The sequence below is a fragment of the Enterobacter sp. BNK-22 genome (genome assembly GCF_048684805.1).
Taxonomy (GTDB): Bacteria; Pseudomonadota; Gammaproteobacteria; order Enterobacterales; family Enterobacteriaceae; genus Enterobacter; species Enterobacter quasiroggenkampii.
Genome location: NZ_JBLQTT010000001.1, coordinates 526,285 through 552,085 on the forward strand (window position 1 = coordinate 526,285; position 25,801 = coordinate 552,085).

General features: G+C 56.2%; 19 protein-coding genes, 3 tRNA genes and 1 pseudogene. 12 read left to right on the plus strand and 11 right to left on the minus strand.

Features of this window, described 5'->3' with window-relative positions; all coding sequences use genetic code 11:
• Window positions 1-101: 101 nt before the first annotated feature.
• Window positions 102-1,538, minus strand: coding sequence for an exodeoxyribonuclease I (gene sbcB, locus ACMGGE_RS02360; RefSeq protein WP_370974986.1), 1,437 nt, complete (start codon window positions 1,536-1,538; stop codon window positions 102-104).
• A gap of 198 nt (window positions 1,539-1,736) precedes the next feature.
• On the opposite strand from sbcB, the pseudogene dacD reads away from it, so the two are divergent.
• From dacD to ACMGGE_RS02380, 4 genes and pseudogenes are all read left to right on the plus strand, one after another.
• A pseudogene (gene dacD, locus ACMGGE_RS02365) lies at window positions 1,737-2,902 on the plus strand (serine-type D-Ala-D-Ala carboxypeptidase DacD).
• Window positions 2,903-3,021: 119 nt separating this feature from the next.
• Window positions 3,022-3,495, plus strand: a complete 474-nt coding sequence (sbmC, locus tag ACMGGE_RS02370) for a DNA gyrase inhibitor SbmC (protein ID WP_045908596.1) — start codon at window positions 3,022-3,024, stop codon at window positions 3,493-3,495.
• 92 nt (window positions 3,496-3,587) lie between these two features.
• Window positions 3,588-4,646, plus strand: coding sequence for an FUSC family protein (locus tag ACMGGE_RS02375; protein WP_325819127.1), 1,059 nt, complete (start codon window positions 3,588-3,590; stop codon window positions 4,644-4,646).
• A gap of 158 nt (window positions 4,647-4,804) precedes the next feature.
• The gene (locus ACMGGE_RS02380; RefSeq protein WP_008499467.1) at window positions 4,805-5,140 is read left to right on the plus strand and encodes a DUF496 family protein; all 336 of its coding nucleotides are present in this window, start codon (window positions 4,805-4,807) and stop codon (window positions 5,138-5,140) included.
• Window positions 5,141-5,187: 47 nt separating this feature from the next.
• On the opposite strand, the gene ACMGGE_RS02385 is transcribed toward ACMGGE_RS02380, so the two are convergent.
• Together ACMGGE_RS02385 and ACMGGE_RS02390 are read right to left on the minus strand one after the other, a co-directional pair.
• Window positions 5,188-5,523 carry a gamma-glutamylcyclotransferase family protein gene (locus ACMGGE_RS02385; protein ID WP_325819128.1) on the minus strand — a complete coding sequence of 112 codons (336 nt, stop codon included), beginning with the start codon at window positions 5,521-5,523 and terminating at the stop codon, window positions 5,188-5,190.
• A 53-nt stretch (window positions 5,524-5,576) separates the two neighbouring features.
• Window positions 5,577-5,652, minus strand: a tRNA-Asn gene (locus ACMGGE_RS02390).
• 161 nt (window positions 5,653-5,813) lie between these two features.
• Here ACMGGE_RS02390 and emmdR point away from each other — a divergent pair.
• Together emmdR and ACMGGE_RS02400 are read left to right on the plus strand one after the other, a co-directional pair.
• Window positions 5,814-7,268 carry a multidrug efflux MATE transporter EmmdR gene (gene emmdR / locus ACMGGE_RS02395; RefSeq protein WP_139125340.1) on the plus strand — a complete coding sequence of 485 codons (1,455 nt, stop codon included), beginning with the start codon at window positions 5,814-5,816 and terminating at the stop codon, window positions 7,266-7,268.
• A 103-nt stretch (window positions 7,269-7,371) separates the two neighbouring features.
• Window positions 7,372-7,447, plus strand: a tRNA-Asn gene (locus ACMGGE_RS02400).
• A 61-nt stretch (window positions 7,448-7,508) separates the two neighbouring features.
• Here ACMGGE_RS02400 and ACMGGE_RS02405 read toward each other — a convergent pair.
• The 3 genes from ACMGGE_RS02405 to shiA form a co-directional block, all read right to left on the minus strand.
• Window positions 7,509-9,281: an aminopeptidase P family protein gene (locus tag ACMGGE_RS02405; RefSeq protein WP_420293316.1), complete on the minus strand. Its 1,773-nt coding sequence runs from the start codon at window positions 9,279-9,281 to the stop codon at window positions 7,509-7,511.
• Between the two features lie 18 nt (window positions 9,282-9,299).
• Window positions 9,300-10,754, minus strand: a complete 1,455-nt coding sequence (locus tag ACMGGE_RS02410) for an AMP nucleosidase (protein WP_045908120.1) — start codon at window positions 10,752-10,754, stop codon at window positions 9,300-9,302.
• 73 nt (window positions 10,755-10,827) lie between these two features.
• Window positions 10,828-12,144: a shikimate transporter gene (gene shiA / locus ACMGGE_RS02415; protein ID WP_420293317.1), complete on the minus strand. Its 1,317-nt coding sequence runs from the start codon at window positions 12,142-12,144 to the stop codon at window positions 10,828-10,830.
• A 256-nt stretch (window positions 12,145-12,400) separates the two neighbouring features.
• Between shiA and pagP the strand changes: the two genes are divergently transcribed.
• Entirely contained in the window at window positions 12,401-12,976 is a 576-nt protein-coding gene (gene pagP, locus ACMGGE_RS02420) for a lipid IV(A) palmitoyltransferase PagP (RefSeq protein WP_045908122.1), read from the plus strand.
• Here pagP and ACMGGE_RS02425 read toward each other — a convergent pair.
• From ACMGGE_RS02425 to ACMGGE_RS02435, 3 genes are read right to left on the minus strand one after another with little or no spacing between them, the layout of a single operon-like run.
• Complete coding sequence (locus ACMGGE_RS02425) at window positions 12,973-13,938, minus strand: acyltransferase (RefSeq protein WP_048029361.1); 966 nt, start codon at window positions 13,936-13,938, stop codon at window positions 12,973-12,975. The two genes, pagP and ACMGGE_RS02425, sit on opposite strands and share 4 nt — an antisense overlap.
• Window positions 13,935-16,997, minus strand: coding sequence for an efflux RND transporter permease subunit (locus ACMGGE_RS02430; protein WP_196351850.1), 3,063 nt, complete (start codon window positions 16,995-16,997; stop codon window positions 13,935-13,937). The genes ACMGGE_RS02425 and ACMGGE_RS02430 overlap by 4 nt, the downstream gene beginning before the upstream one ends.
• Window positions 16,997-18,082 (minus strand): efflux RND transporter periplasmic adaptor subunit, encoded by a 1,086-nt coding sequence (locus ACMGGE_RS02435; RefSeq protein ID WP_048029363.1) that lies wholly within the window; start codon window positions 18,080-18,082, stop codon window positions 16,997-16,999. Before ACMGGE_RS02435 ends, ACMGGE_RS02430 begins: the two co-directional genes overlap by 1 nt.
• A gap of 396 nt (window positions 18,083-18,478) precedes the next feature.
• On the opposite strand from ACMGGE_RS02435, the gene ACMGGE_RS02440 reads away from it, so the two are divergent.
• The 3 genes from ACMGGE_RS02440 (at window position 18,479) to ldtA (ending at window position 22,609) form a co-directional block, all read left to right on the plus strand.
• The gene (locus ACMGGE_RS02440) at window positions 18,479-18,910 is read left to right on the plus strand and encodes a universal stress protein (RefSeq protein WP_028019628.1); all 432 of its coding nucleotides are present in this window, start codon (window positions 18,479-18,481) and stop codon (window positions 18,908-18,910) included.
• Between the two features lie 47 nt (window positions 18,911-18,957).
• On the plus strand, window positions 18,958-21,651 hold the full coding sequence (locus ACMGGE_RS02445; RefSeq protein WP_048029364.1) for a cation-transporting P-type ATPase: 2,694 nt from the start codon (window positions 18,958-18,960) through the stop codon (window positions 21,649-21,651).
• Window positions 21,652-21,712: 61 nt separating this feature from the next.
• Complete coding sequence (gene ldtA, locus ACMGGE_RS02450; protein WP_395299412.1) at window positions 21,713-22,609, plus strand: L,D-transpeptidase; 897 nt, start codon at window positions 21,713-21,715, stop codon at window positions 22,607-22,609.
• A 134-nt stretch (window positions 22,610-22,743) separates the two neighbouring features.
• Here the strand turns inward: ldtA and ACMGGE_RS02455 are convergent.
• Window positions 22,744-22,819, minus strand: a tRNA-Asn gene (locus tag ACMGGE_RS02455).
• Between the two features lie 320 nt (window positions 22,820-23,139).
• Here ACMGGE_RS02455 and nac point away from each other — a divergent pair.
• A complete protein-coding gene (nac, locus tag ACMGGE_RS02460) occupies window positions 23,140-24,057 on the plus strand; it encodes a nitrogen assimilation transcriptional regulator NAC (protein ID WP_045908128.1) in 918 nt (305 codons plus the stop codon).
• Between the two features lie 96 nt (window positions 24,058-24,153).
• The gene (gene cbl, locus ACMGGE_RS02465; RefSeq protein WP_028013741.1) at window positions 24,154-25,104 is read left to right on the plus strand and encodes an HTH-type transcriptional regulator Cbl; all 951 of its coding nucleotides are present in this window, start codon (window positions 24,154-24,156) and stop codon (window positions 25,102-25,104) included.
• A gap of 42 nt (window positions 25,105-25,146) precedes the next feature.
• On the opposite strand, the gene ACMGGE_RS02470 is transcribed toward cbl, so the two are convergent.
• The gene (locus ACMGGE_RS02470) at window positions 25,147-25,755 is read right to left on the minus strand and encodes a glutathione S-transferase family protein (RefSeq protein ID WP_229226104.1); all 609 of its coding nucleotides are present in this window, start codon (window positions 25,753-25,755) and stop codon (window positions 25,147-25,149) included.
• Window positions 25,756-25,801 lie beyond the last annotated feature (46 nt).

A 25,801-nucleotide genomic window follows, 5' to 3' on the forward strand; every position in this document is an offset into this window, starting at 1 on the left:
CGCCTTACCCGACCTACATACCCCGTAGGCCCGCGTAAGCGCAGCGCCACCGGGCAAAAAAAAGCCGGAGACATCGCCTCCGGCTTTTTTATACCCATCGATCAAACTATCTCTTGCGCGTACTGGTACAGGGATTTCAGCAGTGCCTGTTTCTCAGCATTCCCTTCATACTGGCCATAAAGCATTTCCAGCTCCTGGGCGTAGTTGTGCAGATACTCTGGCGTAAACACGTTGCGACGGTGCTGCAGCCAGCGTTCCTGCTCTGCTTCATCCAGGGTTCCCGGGTAATTACGCGCGCGGTAATTAAACATCAGCTTTTCGATGCGCTTATCAGCGAAGGTGATATCCAGCGCCGGTAAGTTGCGCGGCTCGGTTTGCAGAACGATATTCATGGCCGCGCGATCGGCATCACTGAAGAAACCGTTATAGAGCTGGGCGTCCACGTTTTCAGACGGCACGAACGGCTCGGCTTCGGCAAAAATGGCCACGACTTTCTCGCGCACCTGCGGATTTTCACGCAGCACTTTGAGATTATCGAGGCAGTGCTGGCGGTTAATGCCCAGCCTGTCTGCATCTTCCGGGCGCAGCGTATTCGCCTGCGCCAGGACCGGACATTTATTGATATGCACCAGTTTGACCGGCACCGCAGGCAGATCGCCGAGTTCATTCTTCGGCGTGTACAGCCGTTCACGCAGGGTATCGCTGTCGAGCTCCAGCAGCGGCGAAATATCGCCCGCCAGGTCCACCATGATGACCGCATTACGGTTGTCCGGATGCCAGGCCAGCGGCGCGACCCAGCTGGTATTGCCGCGCCATGCGCCAAACATGCCGGAAATATGCACCAGGGGTTTCATCTGCGGTACGTCGATAAGGGTCATAAGCTTCTGCTTGCTGCGATGGCTCAGCAGATACTCAAACAGCCGGGGCTGTGCGCTTTTCACCAGCTTCGCCATGGCAATGGTGGCATAGACGTCCGCCATCGCGTCGTGGGCATTGCTGTGCTCAATGCCGTTGGCGCGCGTCAGGTGTTCCAGCCGGAAGCTGGTCAGCCCTTCCTCATTTTCTGGCCAGTGAATGCCCTCAGGACGCAGGGCGTAGCAGGCGCGCATGATGTCGAGCAAATCCCAGCGAGAATTGCGGTTCTGCCAGCTCCAGGCATAGGGATCGTAGAAGTTACGATAGAAGATGTTGCGCGTCACTTCGTCATCGAAGCGGATGTTGTTATAACCGACCACGCAGGTGTTGGGGACGGTAAATAAGTCGTGGATGCGTCGGGCGAATTCTGCCTCGTTAACGCCTTTTTCCCGCGCTTCCTGAGGGGTGATCCCGGTGACCATGACCGCGCCGGGCTGCGGCAGATAGTCATCCGCAGGCTTGCAGTAAAAGACCTCGGGCTCGCCAATGATGTTGAATTCGTCGTCGGTACGGATGGCGGCAAACTGCGCCGGTCGGTCCAGCGCCGGGTGCGTGCCAAAGGTTTCGTAATCGTGGAACAAAAAAGTCGGGCGAGCGGCAGAGTCAGACACCAGTAATACCATCCTGTTAAAAAATGACGTCACTATGGTAAACGATCGTGCGGGTCAGACCGAATAAAAAGCACCGCCGCGTCGCAAATTTGCGCGCCAGCTTCAGAGAAAAATCTGCGTTCTGTCACATTTTTTTGCAATTAAGCCAGGTAACGACATCAGAACTCCCGTAAAAAGGTCATCGATTTTTAATGACCTGAGGATATACCGTTGAAACGCCGTCTGTTTATTGCTGTTTCTTTACTCGCTTCGAGTGTCTCATCTGCTTTTGCGGCCGAACCACTGGATTTTTCGCCGCAGCCTCCGGCCATTCAGGCGGGCTCCTGGGTGCTGATGGATTACACGACTGGTCAGATTTTAACGGCGGGCAACGAACATCAACAACGTAATCCGGCGAGCCTGACCAAGCTGATGACGGGCTATGTAGTGGATCGGGCCATTGATAGCCACCGCATTACCCCGGATGACATCGTCACCGTAGGACGTGATGCCTGGGCAAAAGGGAACCCGGTGTTTGACGGTTCATCGCTGATGTTCCTGAAAGAGGGCGATCGCGTCTCCGTGCGCGATCTGAGCCGCGGCCTGATTGTCGATTCTGGCAACGACGCCTGCGTGGCGCTGGCCGATCACGTGGCGGGCGGGCAGCCGCAGTTTGTGAAGATGATGAACGACTACGTGCAGAAGCTGAACCTGCGCGATACGCATTTTGAAACCGTCCACGGGCTGGACGCGCCGGGCCAGCACAGCTCGGCGTATGACCTGGCCGTTCTCTCCGGGCCATCATCCACGGCGAGCCTGAGTTTTATCATATGTACAGCGAAAAAAGCCTGACCTGGAACGGAATCACCCAGCAAAACCGTAACGGCCTGCTCTGGGATAAGACCATGAACGTGGACGGGTTGAAAACGGGGCATACCTCAGGGGCCGGTTTTAACCTGATTGCGTCTGCCGTAGACGGCCAGCGCCGTTTAATCGCGGTGGTGATGGGGGCGGATAGCCCGAAAGGGCGCGAAGACCAGGCCCGGAAACTGCTGCACTGGGGGCAGCAGAATTTCGATACGGTGCAGATCCTGCATAGCGGTAAAAAAGTGGGGACAGAGCGCATCTGGTACGGCGATAAGGAGCAGGTGAAACTGGGCACCGATCAGGACTTCTGGCTGGCCTTGCCGAAAGCAGAGGTTCCCAATATCAAAGCCAAGTACGTGCTGGATAAAAAAGAACTGGAAGCGCCGATTGCTGCGCATCAGCGGGTCGGGGAGATTCAGCTCTATGACCGCGACAAGGTGGTAGCCCACTGGCCGCTGGTCACGCTGGAAGCCGTTGATAAAGGCGGCCTGTTCTCTCGTCTGAGCGATTATCTGCATCACACGCTTTAACTGCTGCTGAGCAGACTGGCAGGGTTGCGAGTCTGCTCACATAATAAACACTCCTCGTTTGCTGATAATCATAATCCCGTTTTATAGTGTATAAATATACAGTGATGAGCGGAGGCAGTATGGACTACAGCATTACGCAGCAACAGAAACGTAAGATTGCCGGTTTTCATTTGGTCGGCCCGTGGGAACACACGGTAAAACAGGGCTTTGAACAGCTGGTCATGTGGGTCGACGGGCGTCACATTGAGCCGCTGGAGTGGGTGGCGGTCTATTACGATAACCCGGATGAAGTCCCGGCAGAAAAACTGCGCTGTGATACGGCCGTGACGGTACCGGATGATTTCGTCATCCCGGAAAACAGCGAAGGCGTAATGATGACGGAAATCGCGGCCGGGGATTATGCCGTGGCGACGGCGCGCGTCGAAAACTACGACTTCGCCACGCCGTGGTATCAGTTCTTCAATTCCCTGCTGCAGGACAATAAGTACCAGATGGCGCTCAAACCCTGCTTCGAGCGCTATCTCAATGACGGCAATGCGGACGGCTACTGGGATATCGAAATGTATATCGCCGTCGAGCACAAAACGGTTTAAGCCTGCTAAATGAAGGGTTTTTAAGCCGGGAGCGATCCGCCCGGCTGAAAACACAGTACAATTGTGCTTTGCCGTGTAGCTGGAGAGCGGGTGTGCGTCCCGACAAATCATTAACCCCTTTTGAAATTCGGTTGTACAAACACTACCGCGTGGTGCACGGGTGTCGCATCGCGCTGGCGTTCGTGTTGACGTTTGTCCTGGTGCGTTTGCTGGAGGTTCCGGAAGGAACGTGGCCGCTGATCACGCTGGTGGTGGTGATGGGGCCCATCTCGTTTTGGGGCAACGTTGTCCCGCGCGCTCTGGAGCGTATTGGCGGGACCGTGTTAGGTTCGGCCCTGGGGCTTATTGCCCTGAAGCTGGAGCTCATCTCGTTCCCGGTCATGCTGGCATGGTGCGGTGCCGCCATGTTCCTGTGCGGCTGGCTGGCGTTGGGTAAAAAGCCTTATCAGGCGCTGCTGATCGGTATTACTCTCGCGGTGGTGGTCGGTGCACCCGCCGGGGATATGACCACGGCGCTGTGGCGAAGCGGGGATGTCATCCTGGGTTCACTGCTGGCGATGCTCTTCACCGGTATCTGGCCGCAGCGCGCTTTTCTGCACTGGCGTATTCAGATGGCCAGCTACGTCACTGCGTTTAACCGCGTCTATAAGGCCGGTTTTTCCCCGAATCTGGTTGAGCGCCCGCGCCTGGAAAAGCACCTGCAGACCATCCTTAACGACGTGGTCAAAATGCGCGGCTTGATCACGCCAGCCAGCAAAGAAACCCATATTCAGAAATCAATTTTCGAAGCTATTCAGACGGTGAGCCGCAATCTGGTCTGCATGCTTGAACTGCAAATCAACGCACACTGGGCCACGCGACCCAGCCATCTGTTGATGCTTAACGCGCAGACTCTCAAAGAGACCCAGCAGATGACGCAGCAAACGCTGTTGACTATCGCCCATGCGCTCTACGAAGGTAACCCGCAGCCGATCCTGGCCAACAGCGAGCGACTGAACGAGATCGTCGCGGAACTGAAGCAGTTAATCAATGAGCGCCAGAGCGATAACGTGGCGGAAACACCTATTCATGGCTACGTCTGGCTGAGCATGGAACTGGCGCGGCAGCTTGAGCTGTTATCGCACCTGATTTGCCGGGCGCTGCGCAAATAAAAGGCGTATGTGACGCCTGCTGCTTCGATTCAGCAGCAATTGGGGTTATGATAGCTTTAAACGATATACTCATTGTCATTCGCGGCCGCTGTCAGTAAGGTTATTGTTACAACGGTTGCTTTAACGAATCCGAATCTCACATTATCAGGGGTGTAAAAATGGAAACTACCAAGCCTTCGTTCCAGGATGTTCTGGAATTCGTCCGCCTGTTCCGCCGCAAAAACAAACTGCAGCGTGAAATCCAGGACGTTGAGAAGAAGATCCGTGACAACCAGAAACGTGTTCTGCTGCTCGACAACCTGAGCGACTACATCAAGCCAGGCATGAGCGTTGAAGCTATTCAGGGCATCATCGCCAGCATGAAGAGCGACTATGAAGACCGTGTTGATGACTACATCATCAAAAATGCTGAGCTGTCCAAAGAGCGTCGTGACATCTCTAAAAAGCTGAAAGTGATGGGCGAAATCAAAAACGGCGAAGCAAAAAGCGAGTAATCGCAGCGAATAGTGAAAAAGGCTCTCTGGTGACAGAGAGCCTTTTTTTATGGTTCAGAACGCGGCTGTAGCTGGTAAATCCAGGCTTGAACCTGCTCGCCTTCAGAGGTGGTCACCGTGACCTCAACCCGATCGTAGCCGTCTTCAAACTCATCCAGCATTGACCAGTGTGCGGTAAGGTGATCAGAGATAAACAGATAGCCTTCGACGCGGGGGCCATCGGGGTGGAGCACGATCCCCGGGAAGTCCGCCGCAGCGCCCCAGCCGCGTTCGTAGAACGTACCGGAGACGAAACCGGCCAGCCATTCGCCACCGATGTTTTCAAGAATATGCGCATTTGAGTGGCCCGGGCGCAGCGTGCCGTAGACAAACAGAGCGTTCATTTTCCCTCATCCGCAAAGCAAAAAGCCTGCTTTAAAAGCAGGCTTTTCAAATTTGGCTCCTCTGACTGGACTCGAACCAGTGACATACGGATTAACAGTCCGCCGTTCTACCGACTGAACTACAGAGGAATCGTTGTGGAGGCTTATCTTAGCGGCGAAAAAACTTTTGTCAAACCTGATCTTAGGGAAAAGCGACTGATTGCTGATTCTGTCGTCAGTTTGTTGTAAATCCACACATCTTTTTCCGGAAAATACTTTGCAGGATGAGCATTTCTCCCCCATTATTTGAAATGGAGTTTCAACTTTTCTCGCTAAGGTCCATTTTGAACGTCACTGCCTCCTTACGCCAGGCGATCGCGCGCACGCCATGGTATGCAAAACGTAAAAGCTATCGGGTTCTCTTCTGGCGTGAAATCACCCCTCTTGCCGTGCCTATCTTCCTGGAAAATACCTGCGTTCTGCTGATGGGGGTGCTGAGCACCTTCCTGGTGAGCTGGTTGGGAAAAGAGGCGATGGCGGGGGTTGGTCTGGCGGACAGCTTTAACATGGTGGTGATCTCGTTCTTTGCCGCGATTGACCTCGGCACGACGGTGGTGGTGGCCTTTAGCCTCGGCAAGCTGGATCCCAAACGTGCGCGCGAGGCGGCACGCCAGTCGCTGATGATCATGACTGTCTTTTCGGCCGTTCTGGCGGCGGTGATCCACTATTTCGGCAAAGAGATCATCGATTTTGTCGCCGGGGAGGCCACGAACGAGGTTAAAGACCTGGCGCTGACCTATCTGGAGATGACCGTCATCAGCTATCCGGCGGCGGCCATCGCCCTGATTGGCAGCGGCGCGCTGCGCGGGGCAGGGAACACTAAAATTCCGCTGCTGATCAACGGCGGAATGAATATCCTGAATATTATCATCAGCAGCGTGCTGATCTACGGCGTATTCTCGTGGGACGGGCTGGGCTTCGTCGGTGCAGGACTGGGGCTAACCATTTCACGCTATATCGGTGCAGCGGCGATTATCGGCGTGCTGATGGCGGGGATCACCCCCTCGCTGCGCCTCACGCTGAAGAGCTATTTCCGCCCCTTTAATTTCGCTATTATCTGGGAAGTGATGGGGATCGGCATTCCCGCAAGCATTGAATCGGTGCTGTTTAACGGCGGGAAATTGCTGACGCAGATGTTTGTCGCCGGGATGGGCACTGACGTGATCGCCGGTAACTTCATCGCCTTCTCCATTGCCTCGCTGATTAACCTGCCGGGTAACGCGCTGGGCTCTGCATCGACCATTATCACCGGGAAACGGCTTGGGAAAGGGCAGATCGGCCAGGCGGAGCGACAGCTGCGCCACGTTTTCTGGCTGTCGACCATTGGACTGACCGTGATTGCCTGGGGAACCGCGCCGTTTGCCGGGCTGATGGCCTCGTTCTATACCCATGAAGACGACGTTAAAGAGGTTGTAAAAGTCCTCATCTGGCTCAATGCGGCCTTTATGCCTATCTGGGCGGCCTCATGGGTACTGCCTGCCGGGCTGAAGGGGGCACGCGACGCCCGCTTTGCGATGTGGGTGTCGATGCTTGGCATGTGGGGATGTCGCGTCGTGGCGGGGTATACGCTTGGGGTAATGCTTGGATGGGGTGTGATCGGCGTCTGGCTGGGGATGTTCCTGGACTGGGCCGTGCGGGGCGGGCTGTTCTACTGGCGTATGGTCAGCGGGCGCTGGCTGTGGAAATATCCGCGACAAAATGCCTGACAATTGTGCGAAGTGGAGAATAAATCGTCAAACGATCGGAAATATGCATTCTGCCTTTGACATCCCGGGAGCGCATCGATAATATGCGCCCCGTTCACACGATTCCTCTGTAGTTCAGTCGGTAGAACGGCGGACTGTTAATCCGTATGTCACTGGTTCGAGTCCAGTCAGAGGAGCCAAATTTGAAAAGCCTGCTTTTAAAGCAGGCTTTTTGCTTTTCTGCGTCGGGCAAAAGCCGCACTATCCGTTCACACGAACCGGCGCCGTCGCCTCTACCAGCCACGGACGCGCATCGCTGCTCACCAGCGGTGACAGCGCCTCGCGTACCTGCTGGTGATACGCATCCAGCCACTGCTTTTCCTGCTCGCTCAGCAAATGCAGCTCAACCTGGCTTAAGTCGATCGGGATCAGCGTCAGCGAGGCAAACCTGCAGAACCCCGGACGGCTCTCCACAATCTCCACCTGGTTTTCAATACGAATACCGTGGCTATCGCCCAGATAGTATCCCGGTTCAATCGTCATGATATTGCCCGCCACCAGCGGCCACGGGTTGACCTTTTTGGCAATGCGATGCGGGTTCTCATGGATAAGAAGCTGATGACCCACGCCATGTCCCGTGCCGTGATCGTAATCCAGTCCCATCTCCCACAGCGGACGACGCGCAAAGGCATCCAGCTGATGTCCCTGAGTCCCGGAAGGGAACTGCAGGGTAATCAGCGACAGGAAGCCTCTCAGCACGGCGGTGTAGTGCAGGCGCTGCTGCGGATCGACCTTACCCCATGCCAGCGTGCGCGTGGCGTCGGTGGTGCCATTCACGTACTGACCGCCGGAATCGTTAAGGTAAAAATGGTCATGACCGATGGGCTTGTTGCTGGCCTCGCTCGAATGATAGTGGCACATCGCCGCATTGCTCGAAGAGGCGGAGATGGTCGCAAAACTCTGCTCGATGAACCCGGGCTGCTGTTGACGGAACGCCAGCTGCTGCGCCTGGACTTCCAGCTCTGTTAGCGGATTCCCTGCCGCCTCGCGCAGCGGCACTTCACGGCTCAGCCAGGCGAGGAAGTTGACCCAGGCGGCGCCGTCCTGGTGATGACACGCGCGATAACCGGCCAGCTCAACCGGGTTTTTGGTGGCTTTCATCAGGGTGATGGGGTCGGTCCGCCAGACAATCTCTCCCCGGGGTTCGATGGCAAAGCGCAGGGCGACCGGCGCGGAATCGGCATCAACCATCACCCGTTTTCCTGCAGCAATTTGCTGGCAGCGTTCGACAAAGGCGTCCTGCGGCGCAATGGTAAACGCATTGCGCACGTCTTCCGGCAGGGCGCCGAGCTTGCTGTCGTTAACAAACCACTCAACGTGGCCGTCACGGCCCAGAAGAGCAAAAGAGAGCGGTACGGGGCTGTAAGGGATATCCGCGCCGCGGACGTTTAACAGCCAGGCGATATTATCCGGCAGGGTAACGGCGAGATAATCGGCATTGCTTGCAGCCAGCACGGCGGCGACGCGCTGACGTTTATCAGCACTGCTTTCACCGCTGTATTCAACCGGCATTTCCCGGATAAGCCCCGCCGGTGCGGCAGGGCGGTCAGTCCATAGGGTGTCAAACGGCGAGGCTTTCAGCGGGACCAGCTCGCAAGGCGTGGCAGACAGTTGCTCAAACTCTGAATGGGTCATCAGCAGTGGGTCAAAACCGATGCGCGTACCGGCCTCAGCGTTTTCCGCCAGCCATTCAGCCAGCGGCTCGTTGTGCAGGTGGCGGATCTCTACCTCATCCGTATTGACCTGAACGCGGGCCTGAACCTGATAGCGCCCGTCAACGAACAGCAGCGCTTTGTTTTTCAGCACCAGCGCCACACCGGCCGAACCGTCAAAGCCCGTCAGCCAGGCCAGCTTTTCGTCGTAGGGCGCGCAGTATTCGCTCTGCCACGCATCCGCACGCGGGACGATCATCCCGTCGAGATGGCTGGCCTCAAGCCAGTGGCGCAGGGCAGAGAGCGGAGATGTGCTGGACATGGTTATTCCTTATCGTTATTAGCGGAACGGCGGCTCGTTGAAGGTGCGCAGCTTGCGGGAATGGAGCCGGTCACCTTCTGCCCGCAGCAGGTCAATGGCGCGAATGCCAATTTGCAGATGTTCGGATATCGCCCCTTCATAGAAACGGTTGGCCTGGCCGGGCAGCTTAATTTCGCCGTGCAGCGGCTTATCGGAGACGCACAGCAACGTGCCGTACGGAACGCGGAAGCGATACCCCTGCGCGGCAATGGTGGCGCTCTCCATATCAATGGCCACCGCGCGGCTCAGGTTGAACCGCAGCGCGGAGGCGGAGTAACGCAGCTCCCAGTTGCGGTCATCCGTCGTGACGACCGTACCGGTGCGCAGGCGCTGCTTAACTTCTTCACCCGGCATGCCGCTAACCTCTTTGGTGGCGTCATACAGCGCACGCTGCACTTCGGCGATGCTCGGGATTGGGATATCCGGCGGCAGCACCGCATCCAGCACGTGGTCATCACGCAGATAGGCGTGGGCAAGCACGTAGTCGCCAATCAGCTGGCTTTCACGCAGGCCGCCGCAGTGGCCGATCATCAGCCACACGTCCGGACGCAGCACCGCCAGATGGTCGCAGATGGTCTTGGCATTTGACGGGCCCACGCCGATGTTAATCAGCGTAATGCCCTGACCGTCGGCGGTGATCAGGTGCCAGGCGGGCATCTGATGTTTTTTCCAGGCCAGGTCGGAAATGGCCTGCTCGGGCGCTTCGGTCTCCGCAGTGATCCAGATCCCTCCCGCACAGGAGAGGGCGATATACGGGCTTTCCGGGTCGAGGATCTGGCTGCAGCCCCAACGGACAAACTCGTCAACGTAGCGGGTGTAGTTGGTAAAGAGGACGAACGGCTGGAAATGTTCGACGGGCGTGCCGGTGTAGTGGCGCAGACGCGCCAGGGAGAAATCGACCCGGCGAGCATCAAAGTGCGACAGGGGAGAAAATTCTGCCGGGTGATAGATCCCATCGGCCGTCTCATCGCCAATCTGCGACAGTTCCGTCGTCGGGAAGTGGCGGGTTAGCCCCGCGCTCATCGAACGGTCGAGGGTTAACGCCGAACCGTCAATCACGTAGGGGTATGGAATTTCATGCTGCGAGGGCTCAACGTGAATGTGCGCGCCGTAATCCTGATACAGCAGCGTAAGTTGTTCTTCGAGGTACGGGCGGAACAGGGCCGGGCGGGTGACGGTGGTGCTGTAGCAGCCGGAGTGGGTAAAACGGGCGTAGGCACGGGTTTTCGGTGTTGTGCTGGCGCTGCCGTCCCAGGTCACAGAGAGCGATGGATAAACAAAAAGGCCCTCGGTTCTGGCCTTTTCGTCGGGAAGTTTCCCTGTTTCGATATATTCGCTGATGGCGCTGCGCAGCGCGTTGACGGACTGTTCATACAGCGCGTCGAGTTTTTCCAGCGCCTGAGCCGGGGTCAGGCTGGAGCCCTTATTATTCATCTCTGTCTCCTTGTTCCACAGGTGTGCGACTCTACCCGATAGTATGTCACACGCCTGTGAAACAAAAGTGAGATCAGCGGTGGCTCGTCTCTTTCATCAATAGCGCCGTTGCCGCCGACAGCAGGCAACCGGCCAGCAGATAAACCGCCACGCTGTGCCAGTTACCCCCGGAGAAGGTCACCAGCGCGGCGGCAATAAACGGCGTAAACCCGCCGCCGACCACGCTTGCGACCTGGTAGCCCACGCCCGCGCCGCTATAGCGGTAGCTGGCGCCGAACAGTTCGGTAAACATCGGCTGCTGCACGCAGACCACCATATCGTGAGCGATGTTCGCGAGCATGATGGCAAAGAAGACAATCCAGAAGATCGACTGCGCCTCCAGCGCCATAAAGAATGGCCAGGCGCTGAGGCTCCCAATCAGCGCGCCGGTGATGTAGACGCGACGGCGGCCAAACCGGTCCGCCAGCCAGGCGAAGCAGGGTATTGTCAGACAGCTGATCCCGCCAACCAGCAGGCCGATATTCAGGAACAATTCACGGGGCAGGCCGAGATTCTGCGTCGAGTAGTTCAGCGCAAAGGCGGTGACGATATACATCGTCAGCAGCTCGCACAGGCGCAGGGCGATAATTTTCAGAAAAGCGCCAGGGTGCCGAATCAGGGCTTCCATCACCGGCAGCCGCTTTTTGACGGCCGGTTTTTCCTGCAGCTGTTGTTCGAATTCAGCGGACTCCTCCATGCCGTTACGGATCCACAGTGCGGCAATCACCAGCACGATGCTGAAGATGAACGGAATGCGCCAGCCCCAGCTCAGGAACTGCTCGTCGGTGGTGAGCTGGCTGATTAACGACACCAGCCCTGTAGAAAGCAACAGCCCTACGCCGTACCCGACCTGCACGCCGCTGCTGTAAAACGCTTTCTTATTTTTTGGCGCGCTCTCAACGGATAACAGCGCCGCGCCGCCCCATTCGCCGCCCACGGCGAAGCCCTGAATGGCGCGTAACGTCACCAGCAATACCGGGGCCCACCAGCCAATGGCGGAAAACGACGGGAGAATGCCAATCAGCGCGGTGGCGATCCCCATCATCCAGACGGTGAGCATCAGCATGCGCTTGCGGCCCAGGCGGTCGCCGAAGTGGCCGAAGATCACCCCGCCCAGCGGGCGAAACAGAAAGCCGACGCCGAAGGTGGCAAACGCGGCGAGCGTACCCATCGCAGGGCTGATCTGGGGGAAGAATTCACGGTTAAACACCAGCGCGGCGGTAATGCCGTAAAGCAGAAAATCATACCAGTCGACGACGGCACCCGCGAAGCTGCCGAGTGCGGCGCGGCGGGCGCGATTGAGCGAAGGTGTCTCCTCGTTGGGACGATCGGAGATGAGGGTGGAGTCCATAGTTGTCCTGTCCGTACTGATTTTTTAATTATTGGTATAAGAAAAGGTCACTCACATTGCGCCCGTCATATAAACGGAACCTATGAGACTACCGCGACAAAACGCCTGAGAAAACGTTTTTATCTTTCCGGAAGGTGCTGAATAAATAAATTTCATCCACACCTGCGGCGAGATAATTGCCTCTTCTGGCTTCGTTAAGTGCTGAATGGTTTACAGTAATAGTGACCGCCGCGTGAGTTAAGCTGAGGGAATAACGATGCAACGCACCTTTTCGGCATTCTGGATGATTCTGTTTTTATTCGTCGCACCGCTTCAGGCGGAGCCCAACGTCTATGGCGAGCAACGCATCAGCGGCTGGTGGAATGCGTTGACGGAAGACATTTCGCAAACCTGGGCGCAGCCTCAGCGTTATGATCTGTACCTGCCGTTTCTGAGCTGGCACGCTCGCTTTATGTACGACAAAGAAAAAACCGACAAGTACAACGAAATGCCGTGGGGAGGCGGGCTGGGCGTTTCCCGCTATAACGAAGAGGGTAACTGGAGCGCGCTTTTCGCGATGATGTTCAAGGACTCGCACAACGAATGGCAGCCCGCGATGGGCTATGGCTGGGAGAAGGGCTGGTATCTGGATAATGCCAGAGATTTCCGCCTTGGGCTCGGTGCCGCCGCAGGCATCACGGCGCGAGATGATTTTGCGAACTATGTCCCGCTACCGTTCATCTTCCCGCTTTTTTCGGCCAGCTATCAGCGCGTTACCGTCCAGTTCACCTATATTCCCGGGACTTATAACAACGGCAACGTGCTCTTTGCCTGGCTGCGCTTAGGCTTTTAAAGGGTGATCACCTTTTTTGCCACGGCGTTAGACAATACCAGCATGGAGAAGAGAACAGAGGTGACGAACGTAAGTACAATCAACGCCAGCTTCATGCCGAGTGACGTCACCGGTATCAGCGCCGTCAGCAGATGAAACACCGAGTAGTGCACAATATATACGCCAGTCATCGTTTTGCTGATGGCGGCCAGTATGGACTCCTTAAACTCAGCATTGCGGCGAAAGCGCACGCCGTTCGCCGCAATCACCAGGGCAATAATCAGGATGTAGATCTGCGAGCCGGTGAGGATAAAGGCGTTTCTGTCGGCCTTAAACAGGGCAAAAAAGAAGTGGCGCTCGTAAAACCAGGTGAAGAGATAGATAAACGGGATGGCGATAACCGCCGCCCGGACTACATTTTTGCGGCTTATCCACTCGGCGATTTTAGGATCGCAGAAGAGTTGCCCCGTCAGATAAAACAGCAGCCACGTCCAAAGCCGATACTGCGGTGAAAGAGAAAGGACGTGCGTTTCAGGATAAAGCGCCGATAACAGATCGTATCCGTAGGAAAAGAACAGCAGGGCAGCAATCGCGCCGCAGAACAGCGATCTCCGCTGGCTAAGCCACTCTACCGCCGGGTGGAAGGTGTAAATCACGACAAAGGCGAACACGAACCAGGGCTGGATTAAATACCCGCGCTGATAAGGCTCCCACAGGTAGTAGATCGTTATCCAGAACAGAAAAACAATCACAAGACTTTTAATTTTACCCAGCTGCCAGCGCGTGCCGTGCCGGGATTGTCCGTCGAGATAGCCCGACACCACAAAAAACAGCGGTGTAGCGATCGTCGAGATAAAGGTTAAAAACCCCAGGATCCAGTGATAGTCATAATCATAATGATCCCAGGTATTGTAGATGGTGAAGAAGGTCACCGCCGTCATACAGCCCAGCGTCTTGATAATGTTCAGCCCTGTCGCATTCATTGTTGTTTGGCTTCGTCCTTACGATGGAAACACGCATAGATCACGGGGAGTACCAGTAGCGTCAGGATTGTAGCAAACCCCAGTCCAAACATAATCACAACGGCCATGCTCTGGAAGAAAACATCCAGCAGTAGCGGAGCCAGGCCAAGTACGGTCGTGAACGCGGTGAGCAGGATAGGGCGCAGGCGCGAGGTGGCGGCATAAACGATCGCGCTGTGCTGATCCTTTTGCGTCTTCTGCTGTTCGATCTCTTCCACCAGCACGATGCCGTTGCGGATGAGCATTCCGCTCAGGCTCAGCAGACCAATCAGCGCCATAAAGCCAAAGGGAATGCCGGTAATTAAAAATCCTGGTGTGACGCCAATCAACGCCAGCGGTACGGTCAGCCAGATTGCGACGGCATTTTTTACCGAGCTGAACATCAGCACCGTAATGACAAACATCACCAGATACCCGAGAGGCAGCGTTGTGAACAGCCCTTGCTGCGCTTCACTGGAGTTTTCCGCATCGCCCCCCCACTCGATGCTGTAGCCGTGTGGCAGGGGAAGGGCATCTACCTGCGGCTTCACGCGGGCGAGAATATCGCCGGAGGTTTGCTGGGTCAGCGGGTCCGGGTCCGTCTGAACCGTCAATACCCGCGAGCGGTCGCGTCGAAGAATGAGCGGATCTTCCCACTCCAGAGAGAAGCGACTGACGACGTTACTCAGCGGGATATACTGCTGCCGCGCCTGGCTCCACACCAGCACGTTGTTCAGGTGGCTGGCATCCAGCCTTTCGCTTTCCGGGGGCCTCACCACCACGGGCAGCAGGTCGCTGCCTTCCCGATACAACCCCGCCCGGCTGCCGGAGAAATTCATCTCCAGTGCGTTGTCGACGTCCTGTTTATCCACGCCAAGCTCGCGTCCCAGCGCGGCGACGTACTGCGGGCGGATCACTTTGCTGCGGTTTTGCCAGTCGTTTCGGACGCTCCCCGTAGCCGGATCGCGCGCCAGAATATCGTCCACCTGGCTGGCGATCAGACGCAGCCTGTCAGGATCCGGGCCTTTAATGCGCACTTCAATGGCGCTGTCGCCGGAAGGGCCAAACATCACCCGTTTCGTGCTGGCGTTCACCTGCGGGTAGTTTCGCGCGATGTACTCGTCAACGTGGCGGGTCAAGGGGGAAATGTTACGCTGGTCATCCATGCGCACCATGATCTGCGCATAGTTGCTGTACTGCCGCTGTCCGCTGTAGGTCAGAATAAACCGCATGCTCCCCTGACCGATGGTGGAGACGGTGGTTTCCACGCCGGGCTGGCCCTTGATGGTTTTCTCAATATCACCGGTCATTTTCTCGGTCCATTTGATATCGGTCCCGTAGGGTAACCACAGGTCGACAAAGAAAATCGGCGTATTGGATGACGGAAAAAAGTTTTGCCGCACCGCGCCAAACCCCCAGACAGACGCGGCCAGCAGGGCGGCCATCACTACCAGCGTCGGTGCCTTATGGTGCAGCAGCGTGTTAAGCAGGCGCTGATAGAGGCGGTAGAGACGTTTGTCGTAAGGATCTGACTCGTCAGTGGTCTCCGGCTCGCTGTCGTTTTTAAACAACCACCACTTAATCATCACCGGGGTGAGGGTGAGCGCCGAGAACCAGCTCAGCATCAGGGAAATCAGCAGCACCTGGAAGAGGGATTTACAGTATTCCCCGGTGGAATCCTGCGACAGCCCGATAGGCGCAAACGCAAGGATAGCGATCACCGTCGCCCCCAGCAGCGGCAGGGCGGAGCGACGGATGATCGTGTTAACGGCGGTTAATAGCGGGGAGCCCTGCTGTCGGGCAATCAACACCCCTTCGACAATGACGATGGCGTTATCCACCAGCATGCTAAGGGCGATAATCAGCGCCCCAAGCGAGATGCGCTGTAGCTCAATGCCCCAGAGATACATAATCAGCAGCGTGCCCAGCACGTTAAGCGCGAGGGAAAACGCGATGATGATCCCGCTGCGTACGCCCATAAAGATCAGCAGCACGCCGATGACAATCGCCAGCGCCATCAGGAAGTTAACAATAAAACCGTTAACAGAGTGGCCCACTTCGGCTGCCTGATCGTAAAACAGATCTATCTGTATGCCTGCCGGTTTTTCCGCCGACATCTGGTTTAGCTTCGCCTCCAGCGCGTGGCCCACGTCGATCACGTTCACGCCGGGAATAAACGAGACGCCCATGGTGACGGCTTTTTTGCCGTTGGCATGGTAGATACTGGCTGGCGATTCGTTCAGCCCGCGCGACAGCGTGGCGATATCCCGCAGACGCGTCGCCGCCCCCGTGCCGGAAGGCGTGATGATGAGATCCGCCAGTTCATCAAGATTCTCGAATTCACCGGTCGGGTGCAGACGAATGGATTCGCTGCCAGAGGTGATTTCTCCGGCGCTGGAAACGACGTTAAGCCTGCTGAGCAGGGCGGAAAGCTGGTTCAGGGTAATGCCGCGCGCGGCCATTTTGGTCAGGGAAATATCGATATTGACCTGTTGGCTAATCGCTCCACCGATGGCAACCTTCGCGACCCCGGGGACCAGAATCAACTCGCGGCGCAGCTGCTCCGCGTATCTCACCAGTTCAGGATTACTGAATTCATCCCCGGAAATGGCGAAGAAGAAGCCGAACACGTCGCCGAAATCGTCATTCACAAAGGGCGTGACGACGCCGGGCGGGAACTGACGCGAGGCGTCGCCCACGCGGCGGCGCAGTTCATCCCAAATCTGCGGCAGTTCGTTTGAGTGATAGCGTGACGCGATGTTAACGGTGATTTGTGACAAACCGTTTGAAGAGATGGAGCTCACGTTGTCCAGATAAGGCAGCTGCTGAAGGGCATTCTCCAGCGGCAGCGTCACCTCTTCTTCGACCTGCTGAGCGGATGCGCCGGGGTAGTGGGTGACAACCACTGCGGTTTTGATGGTAAAGGCGGGATCTTCCAGCCTGCCGATATTCAACAGCGCGAAAATACCCCCGATGCCCAGCAGCAGAATCGTTAGCCAGACGCGAACAGGGTTATTAATAAATTGACGAGAGATATCCATTACAGTCCCCGTTCACGCGTCCAGATACGCACCGGCTGGTTAGCATGCAGCTCCCCAACGCCTGCGGCTACCACGCGCTCGCCCGCCTTAAGCCCGCTGGTGATCACTACGCCTTCGGTAATCACTTGCCCCACGCTGACCTTGCGGTCTTCAAGATGGAGCGTGTCGCCTTCTCCCGCCACAACCCAGACGTGCGGCTCATTGCGCGGGCTGTTGTCCGGGTTAAAGACTGCCTCAACCGGTACGACCAGCGCCTGAGTGCCCGCGCCAGCCGGGAGGTTGGTTAAATTAATGGTAACCGTACCGCTTACGCCACCGACGGCGGGAAAATCATCTGGCCGCGGCATGGTGAGTATTACCTGCCAGGTGAGGGTATTACTGTCGCTGCTGCCTGAGTGTTCTTTATAAACGGCGGTAAATTCCCGATCCGGAATGGCGTTAATTCTCACTACCGGGCGATACTGCGCGTTGCGAATATCAAAGGTCTTAAACAGGTTTTCAGGGATGCTGAACACCACGTCAAGCAGATCGGTGCGGGTTAACGTCGCGATGGGCTGACCGGCAGACACCACCTGATGGTTTCGGACATGTACGCTGGCCACCGTCCCGCTGAAGGGGGCGACAAGCGTCATTTGATTCAACTCTTCTCGGGCGATCTGTAGCGCCGCATTCGCCGAATCGCGGTTCGCACGCTGAACGTCCATTTCGGCTTTCGAAATCGCCTGGCGGCCCGCCAGCGTCTGGAAGCGATCGAATTGCCTCTGGGCCAGCGTCGCCGCCGTTTGTCTGTCATTAACCCGCTGCTGGGCTTCACGGGCATTCAATCTGGCAAGCTGTTGACCCTGCTTGATGACTGCGCCCTGACGCACATCGAGCGCTTCAATTTGACCTGCGCGCTTGAAGGAAAGGTCTGTGGCATCGCCCGATTCAATGCGGGCGGGAAAAACGCGCTGCTGGGCGTTACCGGGAACCGTCACCTCCGCTACTTTTACCATCCTGGGCAGGGGGGAGACGTCTTTGGGTTTCGGGTCGCACGCTGTGAGCGTTAACAAAACGAACGGTAAAAGAGAGAGGTAGCGGTTCACTGTATTCCCCTAATAAATAACTGTTTTATTTATTCCATAACCTGGACAGGGGTGACACTATTCTGCCAGAACAGTGACGACCATATAGGTAAATAAACCAATCGCCGTGCTGGCGATAATGGCAAGCGCAATAAACATACCCAGTCGGATCAGGCTTATACCATACATACATTCCTCCATGAGCCGGAAGCGGTGGCTAACTATGAGCATAGTCGGCGAAAAGATAAATGTTAAATAACCATTAGCAGTGGGGAAGCGCTAAACCTGATATTCCTGTGCTACGTTTAATATTATTCATCTCTTTTTACCGTAACTGGCATTAAGGGCAACCCCCTGCATTTAATGCGTTTTTATGCTTCATTCACTCTCATGTTGGTTATAAAAAGGATGCTCGATATGTATAAAAACATTCTCGTTCCGGTGGACGTCTACGAGACAAGCCTGGCGGATAAAGCGTTGCAACATGCACAGTTTCTGGCGCAAAGCGCATCGGGTGACATTCATTTGCTGCACGTCATGCCCAAATTTTCAGCCGAACTGACGCGCGGTTTTATTTCAGATGCGCGCAAGATGGATGAATATATGATTAATAATTCGAAAGAAAAACTGTCTGACCTGGTCAAAAAATTGAATCTGCCAGAAGAGCGGGTTCATCTCCATGTTCGTAGCGGAAATGTTCGTGATGAGGTTATTAAGCTGGCGGATGAACTTGCTGCTGGCGCGATTATTGTTGGCTCTCGAAATCCAAATATTCAAACCCATTTGTTAGGATCGGAGGCGGCAAGTATTGTCCGTTACGCCCATGTTCCTGTTTTCGTTATTCGTTAATTACATGAAAGCAAGGTGATTTCTGAATAGAACCTGAGGAAGGAACGATGAAAACAGGAAAATCTGAACGTCCATATTATCAACAAACCGTTGACGAAACCCTGTCGAATATCCACTCCACCCTGGAAGGCCTTAGCGGCACTGAGGCATCAGCCCGACTTCAGCAGCATGGTGAGAATGCTTTGCCGCAAAAAAAGGGCAAACCCGCCTGGCTGCGCTTCCTGGCGCATTTTAACGATGTATTGATTTACGTTCTGCTGGTGGCCGCGTTGCTTAAGCTCTTTATGGGCCACTGGGTAGACATGTTCGTGATCCTGGGGGTTGCCATCATTAACGCGCTGATTGGCCATATCCAGGAGAGCAATGCTGAAAAATCGTTGCAGAGTATTCGCAATATGCTCTCCAGCGAAGCCGTGGTGGTACGACAGGGGAATCATGAAACGATCCCCACCACGTCGCTGGTCCCGGGTGATATCGTGGTGATCCGCGCCGGGGATCGTATTCCTGCGGACCTGCGTGTGATTGAGGCGCATAACCTTCGCGTGGAGGAGGCCATCCTGACCGGCGAATCCACCGTTGTTGAAAAAAACAGCGATGTGTTAAGCGGGGAACTGCCTTTAGGTGACCGGTATAATCTGCTTTACTCAGGCACCACCGTCAGCTCCGGCGGCGGTAAAGGCGTGGTGGTGGCAACCGGGGGCGAGACCGAGCTTGGCCACATCAATCAGATGATGTCCGACATTGAAAAGCACCGCACGCCGCTGATGGTGCAGATGGATAAGCTCGGTAAAACCATCTTCATTACTATCCTGGTCATGATGGTGGCGCTGTTTGTTTTCAGCCTCTTGTTCCGGGATATGCCGGTTTCTGAACTGGTGCTGTCGCTTATCAGCCTCGCCGTTGCCGCCGTGCCGGAAGGCCTGCCGGCCATCATTTCCATCATCCTTTCGCTTGGCGTACAGGCCATGGCGCGTCGCAAGGCCATCATTCGTAAGTTGCCCACGGTGGAAACCCTGGGCGCAATGACGGTCATCTGCTCGGATAAAACCGGCACCCTGACGATGAATGAAATGACGGTCAAAGCGGTGATTACCGCTGAGACGACCTATCGCGTGGAGGGCGACAGCTACGAACCTGTGGGGAATATTCACCCCGTAGATGACCTGACGCCCGTCAGCGTGACGCAGGGTTCCCTGCTGGAACGCTACTTGCGCACCATTGACCTCTGTAATGACAGCCAGCTGATCAAAGACGAGCAGGGGCTGTGGAAAATCACCGGGGGGCCGACCGAGGGCGCCCTGAAGGTGCTGGCGGCAAAAATCCCGCTCCCACCGCGTGATACCGAAATGCGCAGTAAAATCCCGTTTGATTCGCAGTATAAATACATGTCCACGCTCTACCGGCTGGGTGAAGAAGAGGTGATTTTAATCACTGGCGCGCCGGACGTCCTGTTCCGCCTCTGTCAGTACCAGCAGACGAATGACGGACTGCAGCCGTTCGACCAACCTTACTGGGAAGGCAAGATTGAAGAGTATGCCCGGGAAGGGTTGCGTATGGTGGCTGCGGCCTGGAAACCTGCCCGCGAGGGACAGCGCGAGCTGGATCACCCGGACCTGCGTGATGGCGTGATCCTGCTGGGTATTGCGGGAATGATGGATCCGCCGCGTCCGGAGGCCATTACCGCGATTGCCGACTGTCTGCAGGCCGGGATTCGCGTGAAAATGATCACCGGCGACCACCCGCAAACGGCCATGAGCATTGGGCAAATGCTGGGGATTGGTAACGCTGCAAGCGCTATCACCGGACGCGAGCTGGAGGCGATGGATGACCGTCAGCTGAGCGACGCCGCGCAGCAGTACGATATTTTCGCCCGAACCAGCCCGGAGGATAAATTCCGCCTCGTGCAGGCCCTGCAAAGTAAACAGGAAGTGGTGGGCATGACCGGGGATGGCGTAAATGATGCCCCGGCGCTCAAACGGGCGGATGTGGGTATCGCCATGGGGATTAAGGGGACAGAGGTCACCAAGGAAGCCGCCGACATGGTGTTAACGGATGACAACTTTGCCACCATTGCCAGTGCGGTGCACGAGGGGCGTCGTGTTTACGATAACCTGAAAAAAACGATTCTCTTCGTTATCCCGAGCAACATTGCGCAGGCCCTGCTAATCATCATCGCGCTGCTGGCGGGGAACCTGATCCCGCTGACGCCGGTCCTGATCCTGTGGATGAACATGGCGACGTCGGCAACGCTGTCGTTTGGCCTGGCGTTTGAAGCGGGTGAGAAGGACATCATGAACCGGCCACCGCGTAAGGCGAATCTGCATGTGATGGACGGCTATGCCATCTGGCGCGTGGTGTTTGTCGGTCTGATGATTGCCATCAGCGCTTTCGTGCTGGAAGCCTGGCTACAGCCGCGCGGTTACTCAGCGGAATTTATCCGCACCGTGCTGCTGCAAACTCTGGTGACCGCGCAGTGGTTTTACATGCTTAACTGCCGCGTTAATGACGGCTTCTCGCTGAGCAAAGGCCTGCTGGCGAATAAAGGGATTTGGATCGTGAGCGGTGTACTGCTGGCGCTACAATTTCTTATCATTTACGCACCGTTCATGCAGATGCTGTTTGGCACCGAAGCACTGCCGTTCCGCTACTGGGTCATCACCTTCCTGATTGGTTTTGTGATGTTCCTTATTGTCGAGGCGGAAAAAGTGCTGACGCGCAGATGGCGCAAAACCGAGGCGTAATAGCGTAAACTGAGAAAGCCTGCCTGAGTCGAGGCTTTCTCTTTTTTGAGCACAGGAAATTATGATGCGATTTACCTGGTTCGTCCTTACGCTGTGTGCCGCTGTACCCGGCGCGTTTGCCGTAACCTATACCTTACCACCGGAAGGCAGTCGTCTGGTGGGAGCCCCGATTATCATCACCGTTCCCGAGCGCAATACGTTACCGCTTGAGGCCTTTGCCGCGCAGTACGGGCAGGGGCTAAGCAATATGCTGGAAGCGAACCCGGGGGTGGATCCTTTCTTGCCCAAATCCGGCACCCGGCTGGTGATTCCCCAGCAGCTGATTTTGCCTGACACCGTCCGCGAGGGAATTGTCGTTAATGTGGCGGAAATGCGTCTCTACTATTATCCACCAGGCAGCAATACCGTCGAAGTGCTGCCCATCGGCATCGGTCAGGCCGGGCGCGAAACCCCGCGTAACTGGGTCACGGCGGTTGAACGTAAGCAGGTGGGGCCAACCTGGTCTCCGACGCCGAATACGCGCCGTGCCTATGCGGCAGAGGGAAAAACGCTGCCTGCCTTCGTGCCCGCCGGACCGGATAACCCGATGGGGCTGTATGCGATCTATATTGGCAGGCTGTATGCCATACACGGCACAAACTCGAATTTCGGCATCGGACTGCGGGTGAGCCAGGGCTGTATTCGTCTGCGCAATAACGACATCAAATACCTTTTCGATAATGTCCCCGTTGGAACCCGCGTACAGCTTATCGATCGGCCCGTTAAAGTCACCACGGAACCGGACGGCAGCCGCTGGGTGGAGGTTCACGAGCCATTATCACGTAATCGCGCGGAGTTTGAATCGACCCGAAAAGTGCCTCTGCCAATGTCAGCCGCGCAGCGGACGCAGTTGATAAACGAGGGGGCGGGAGCCGAACTGGACCGGCGGTCAGGGATGCCGGTGAAGCTTGCTTATTGAGGCTGTGTTGCCCGGTGGCGCTGCGCTTACCGGGCCTACAGTCCAGTAGGTCGGGTAAGGCGAAGCCGCCACCCGACAATTTTACCCGACGCAGAAAAGCAAAAAGCCTGCTTTAAAAGCAGGCTTTTCAAATTTGGCTCCTCTGACTGGACTCGAACCAGTGACATACGGATTAACAGTCCGCCGTTCTACCGACTGAACTACAGAGGAATCGTGTGAACGGGGCGCATATTATCGACCTGCGTTCACCTTGTCAAAGGGTGGATCGCCGCCTTTTGATCGTTTGCTGACAAAATCGGCAAAGTGATGTTTTTGACAGCGGAATGCACCGCTTTGGTGCGGGTATACCTCTAATGGGGCAGATCATAAACTGCTGTTTCGGTAATAAAACCCCCCTCCATGATTAGGTTTCCTTATTTTCAGGCGTTTAGCGCCCAATTCAGACCGCCTGGTAAAAGTGGCATTCATATTGCAAAACCTGTTCAACAACGACAGCCGGTTCCGGCACAGCATTTCGAACAGGGGGCAAAATGAACTTAAGACGACTGAAATACTTCGTAAAAATCGTCGATATCGGCAGCCTGACTCAAGCGGCAGAAGTGCTGCATATCGCGCAGCCTGCGCTGAGCCAGCAGGTGGCTACTCTGGAAGGCGAGATGGATCAGCAGCTGTTGATCCGCACCAAACGCGGCGTCACGCCAACGGAAGCCGGTAAGATCCTGTATACCCATGCGCGCACCATTCTTCGCCAGTGTGAACAGGCGCAGCTGGCGGTGAATAACGTGGGCCAGACCCTGAGCGGGCACGTGTCCATCGGGCTGGCGCCGGGAACGGCGGCATCGTCCATAACCATGCCGCTGCTGCAGGCCGTCCGCGCTGAGCTGCCTGAAGTGCTGGTCTATCTGCACGAAAACAGCGGTTCTGTCCTGAATGATAAACTGCTCAGTGGCCAGCTGGACATGGCGGTCCTTTACGATCGCTCCCCGGTTGCCGGGATCACCAGCCAGCCGCTGCTGAAAGAAGATCTCTACCTCGTGGGCACCCGCGACTGCCCGGGCCAGAGCGTCGACCTTACCGCCGTGGCGGAAATGAACCTCTATCTGCCGCGCGACTACAGCGCCGTGCGCGTGCGCGTGGACGAAGCATTTTCCCTGCGCCGCCTGACGGCCAAAATCATCGGCGAAATCGACTCGATCTCCACGCTGACCGCAGCCATTGCCAGCGGCATGGGGGTGACCGTTCTGCCGGAATCCGCAGCACGCTCGCTGTGCAGTGCGGCAAACGGCTGGATGGCGCGGATCACCACGCCTTCCATGAGCCTGCCGCTGTCGCTGAACATGTCCGCACGCGGTTCGCTGTCGCCACAGGCGCAGGCGGTAAAAGAGATTTTGATGTCGCTGGTCAGCAAGCCATCGCTTGAGAACCGTGAACTCCAGCTCGTGAGCTGATATTCCATAAAAGCATAAGATGCTGGTTTTTATTATTTGTTCTGCAGCTCGGCTGACTCTAACAATAGAGCTATGTCAGATGCGCCGGAGTGAATCGTGAATTTCCAGCAACTTAAAATTATCCGTGAGGCGGCCAGGCGGGACTACAACCTGACCGAGGTCGCCAATATGCTTTATACCTCTCAGTCCGGCGTCAGCCGCCATATCCGCGAGCTGGAAGAGGAACTGGGCATAGAGATCTTTATCCGTCGCGGCAAGCGGCTGCTCGGCATGACGGAGCCGGGTAAGGCTTTGCTCACCATCGCTGAGCGGATCCTCAACGAGGCCAGCAACGTGCGTCGCCTGGCGGATCTCTTCACCAATGACGCCTCGGGCGTGCTCACCATTGCCACCACCCACACCCAGGCGCGCTACAGCCTGCCGCCGGTGATTAAAGCGTTCCGCGAACTTTTCCCTGACGTCCGTCTGGAGCTTATCCAGGGCACGCCGCAGGAAATTGAAGTGCTGCTTCAAAACGGTGGGGCGGATATCGGCATTGCCAGCGAACGCCTGAGCAACGATCCGCTGCTGGTGGCTTTCCCCTGGTTCCGCTGGTACCACAGCTTATTACTTCCGGTCGATCATCCGCTGAATCAGGTTTCACCCCTGACGCTGGAAGACATTGCGAAATGGCCACTCATTACCTACCGCCAGGGGATCACCGGACGCTCGCGTATTGATGAAGCTTTCAACCGTAAAGGATTAACGCCGGACATCGTGCTGAGTGCGCAGGATTCTGACGTGATCAAAACCTACGTCGAGCTGGGGCTGGGCATTGGGCTGGTGGCGGAACAGTCCAGTGGAGAACGCGAAGACGGGAACCTGGTGCGTCTTGACACGCGTCATCTGTTTGACGCCAACACCGTATGGCTTGGCCTGAAGCGCGGACAGCTGCAGCGCAACTATGTGTGGCGCTTTATCGAGCTCTGCAACGCCGGGCTGTCGGTGGATGAGATTAAACGCCAGGTGATGGAGCCGGAAGAAGTGGCGATTGATTATCAGATTTAGGTGCGGGTTTGCCCGGTGGCGAGTGCTTACCGGGCTCGCCACTTAGCTGAATGGGTATTTTCTAAAGACCGCCTGTGATTCGAATGATTCGGCAAGCGACTGGATCGCGCTAAACTCCGCTGCACTAACGACGTGCGGGATCATCGACTGCATAAACGTCCAGACAACCGTGCTGGTAATGGCCACCTGATTGGGCACTGTGGTGACCGGACGCGCCTGCAGTAATCTATTCCATTCCCTGCAGGCCGCCAGCAGTTGGGTTGTAATGCGTTCGACCCATGCATCATGCTGCTTCTCAACCGGGCGCAGGTTGTGTTCATAAACATTTTGCACGGCTTTCTCCGCAGCGGCGAGGATAAAGCCCAGCGTCTGGAGATCGTTTGCCAGCGCATCTGGATCGACGGGCAGGAGTCTGCGCTCAGGGGCGGCCTGAGCCTCAAAATAATTCAGTATCAGCGAGGAATCCATCAGACGTATTCCGTTATCCAGAACCAGCGTCGGGGCTTTTACCGCGGGGTTGATCCGGGAGAACGCGTCGAAGGTGCTAAAGACTGACAGCGGCTGGCTTTCAAACTCAACGCCATAAAGCTCAAGGGAGATCGCCACGCGCCGTACATAAGGTGAATCCATCATACCAACAAGCTTAATCATCTTTCCCGTTTTCCTGTCTCTGTGAAAGAACGCGTCATTGAAAAGG

Coding starts and splice junctions, on each gene's coding strand:
- sbcB (WP_370974986.1), bottom strand. CDS start 1,538: ATGGTATTACTGGTGTCTGACTCTGCCGCTCGCCCGACTTTTTTGTTC.
- sbmC (WP_045908596.1), top strand. CDS start 3,022: ATGGACTACAGCATTACGCAGCAACAGAAACGTAAGATTGCCGGTTTT.
- ACMGGE_RS02380 (WP_008499467.1), top strand. CDS start 4,805: ATGGAAACTACCAAGCCTTCGTTCCAGGATGTTCTGGAATTCGTCCGC.
- ACMGGE_RS02385 (WP_325819128.1), bottom strand. CDS start 5,523: ATGAACGCTCTGTTTGTCTACGGCACGCTGCGCCCGGGCCACTCAAAT.
- emmdR (WP_139125340.1), top strand. CDS start 5,814: ATGGAGTTTCAACTTTTCTCGCTAAGGTCCATTTTGAACGTCACTGCC.
- ACMGGE_RS02405 (WP_420293316.1), bottom strand. CDS start 9,281: ATGTCCAGCACATCTCCGCTCTCTGCCCTGCGCCACTGGCTTGAGGCC.
- ACMGGE_RS02410 (WP_045908120.1), bottom strand. CDS start 10,754: ATGAATAATAAGGGCTCCAGCCTGACCCCGGCTCAGGCGCTGGAAAAA.
- shiA (WP_420293317.1), bottom strand. CDS start 12,144: ATGGACTCCACCCTCATCTCCGATCGTCCCAACGAGGAGACACCTTCG.
- pagP (WP_045908122.1), top strand. CDS start 12,401: ATGCAACGCACCTTTTCGGCATTCTGGATGATTCTGTTTTTATTCGTC.
- ACMGGE_RS02425 (WP_048029361.1), bottom strand. CDS start 13,938: ATGAATGCGACAGGGCTGAACATTATCAAGACGCTGGGCTGTATGACG.
- ACMGGE_RS02430 (WP_196351850.1), bottom strand. CDS start 16,997: ATGGATATCTCTCGTCAATTTATTAATAACCCTGTTCGCGTCTGGCTA.
- ACMGGE_RS02440 (WP_028019628.1), top strand. CDS start 18,479: ATGTATAAAAACATTCTCGTTCCGGTGGACGTCTACGAGACAAGCCTG.
- ACMGGE_RS02445 (WP_048029364.1), top strand. CDS start 18,958: ATGAAAACAGGAAAATCTGAACGTCCATATTATCAACAAACCGTTGAC.
- ldtA (WP_395299412.1), top strand. CDS start 21,713: ATGATGCGATTTACCTGGTTCGTCCTTACGCTGTGTGCCGCTGTACCC.
- nac (WP_045908128.1), top strand. CDS start 23,140: ATGAACTTAAGACGACTGAAATACTTCGTAAAAATCGTCGATATCGGC.
- ACMGGE_RS02470 (WP_229226104.1), bottom strand. CDS start 25,755: ATGATTAAGCTTGTTGGTATGATGGATTCACCTTATGTACGGCGCGTG.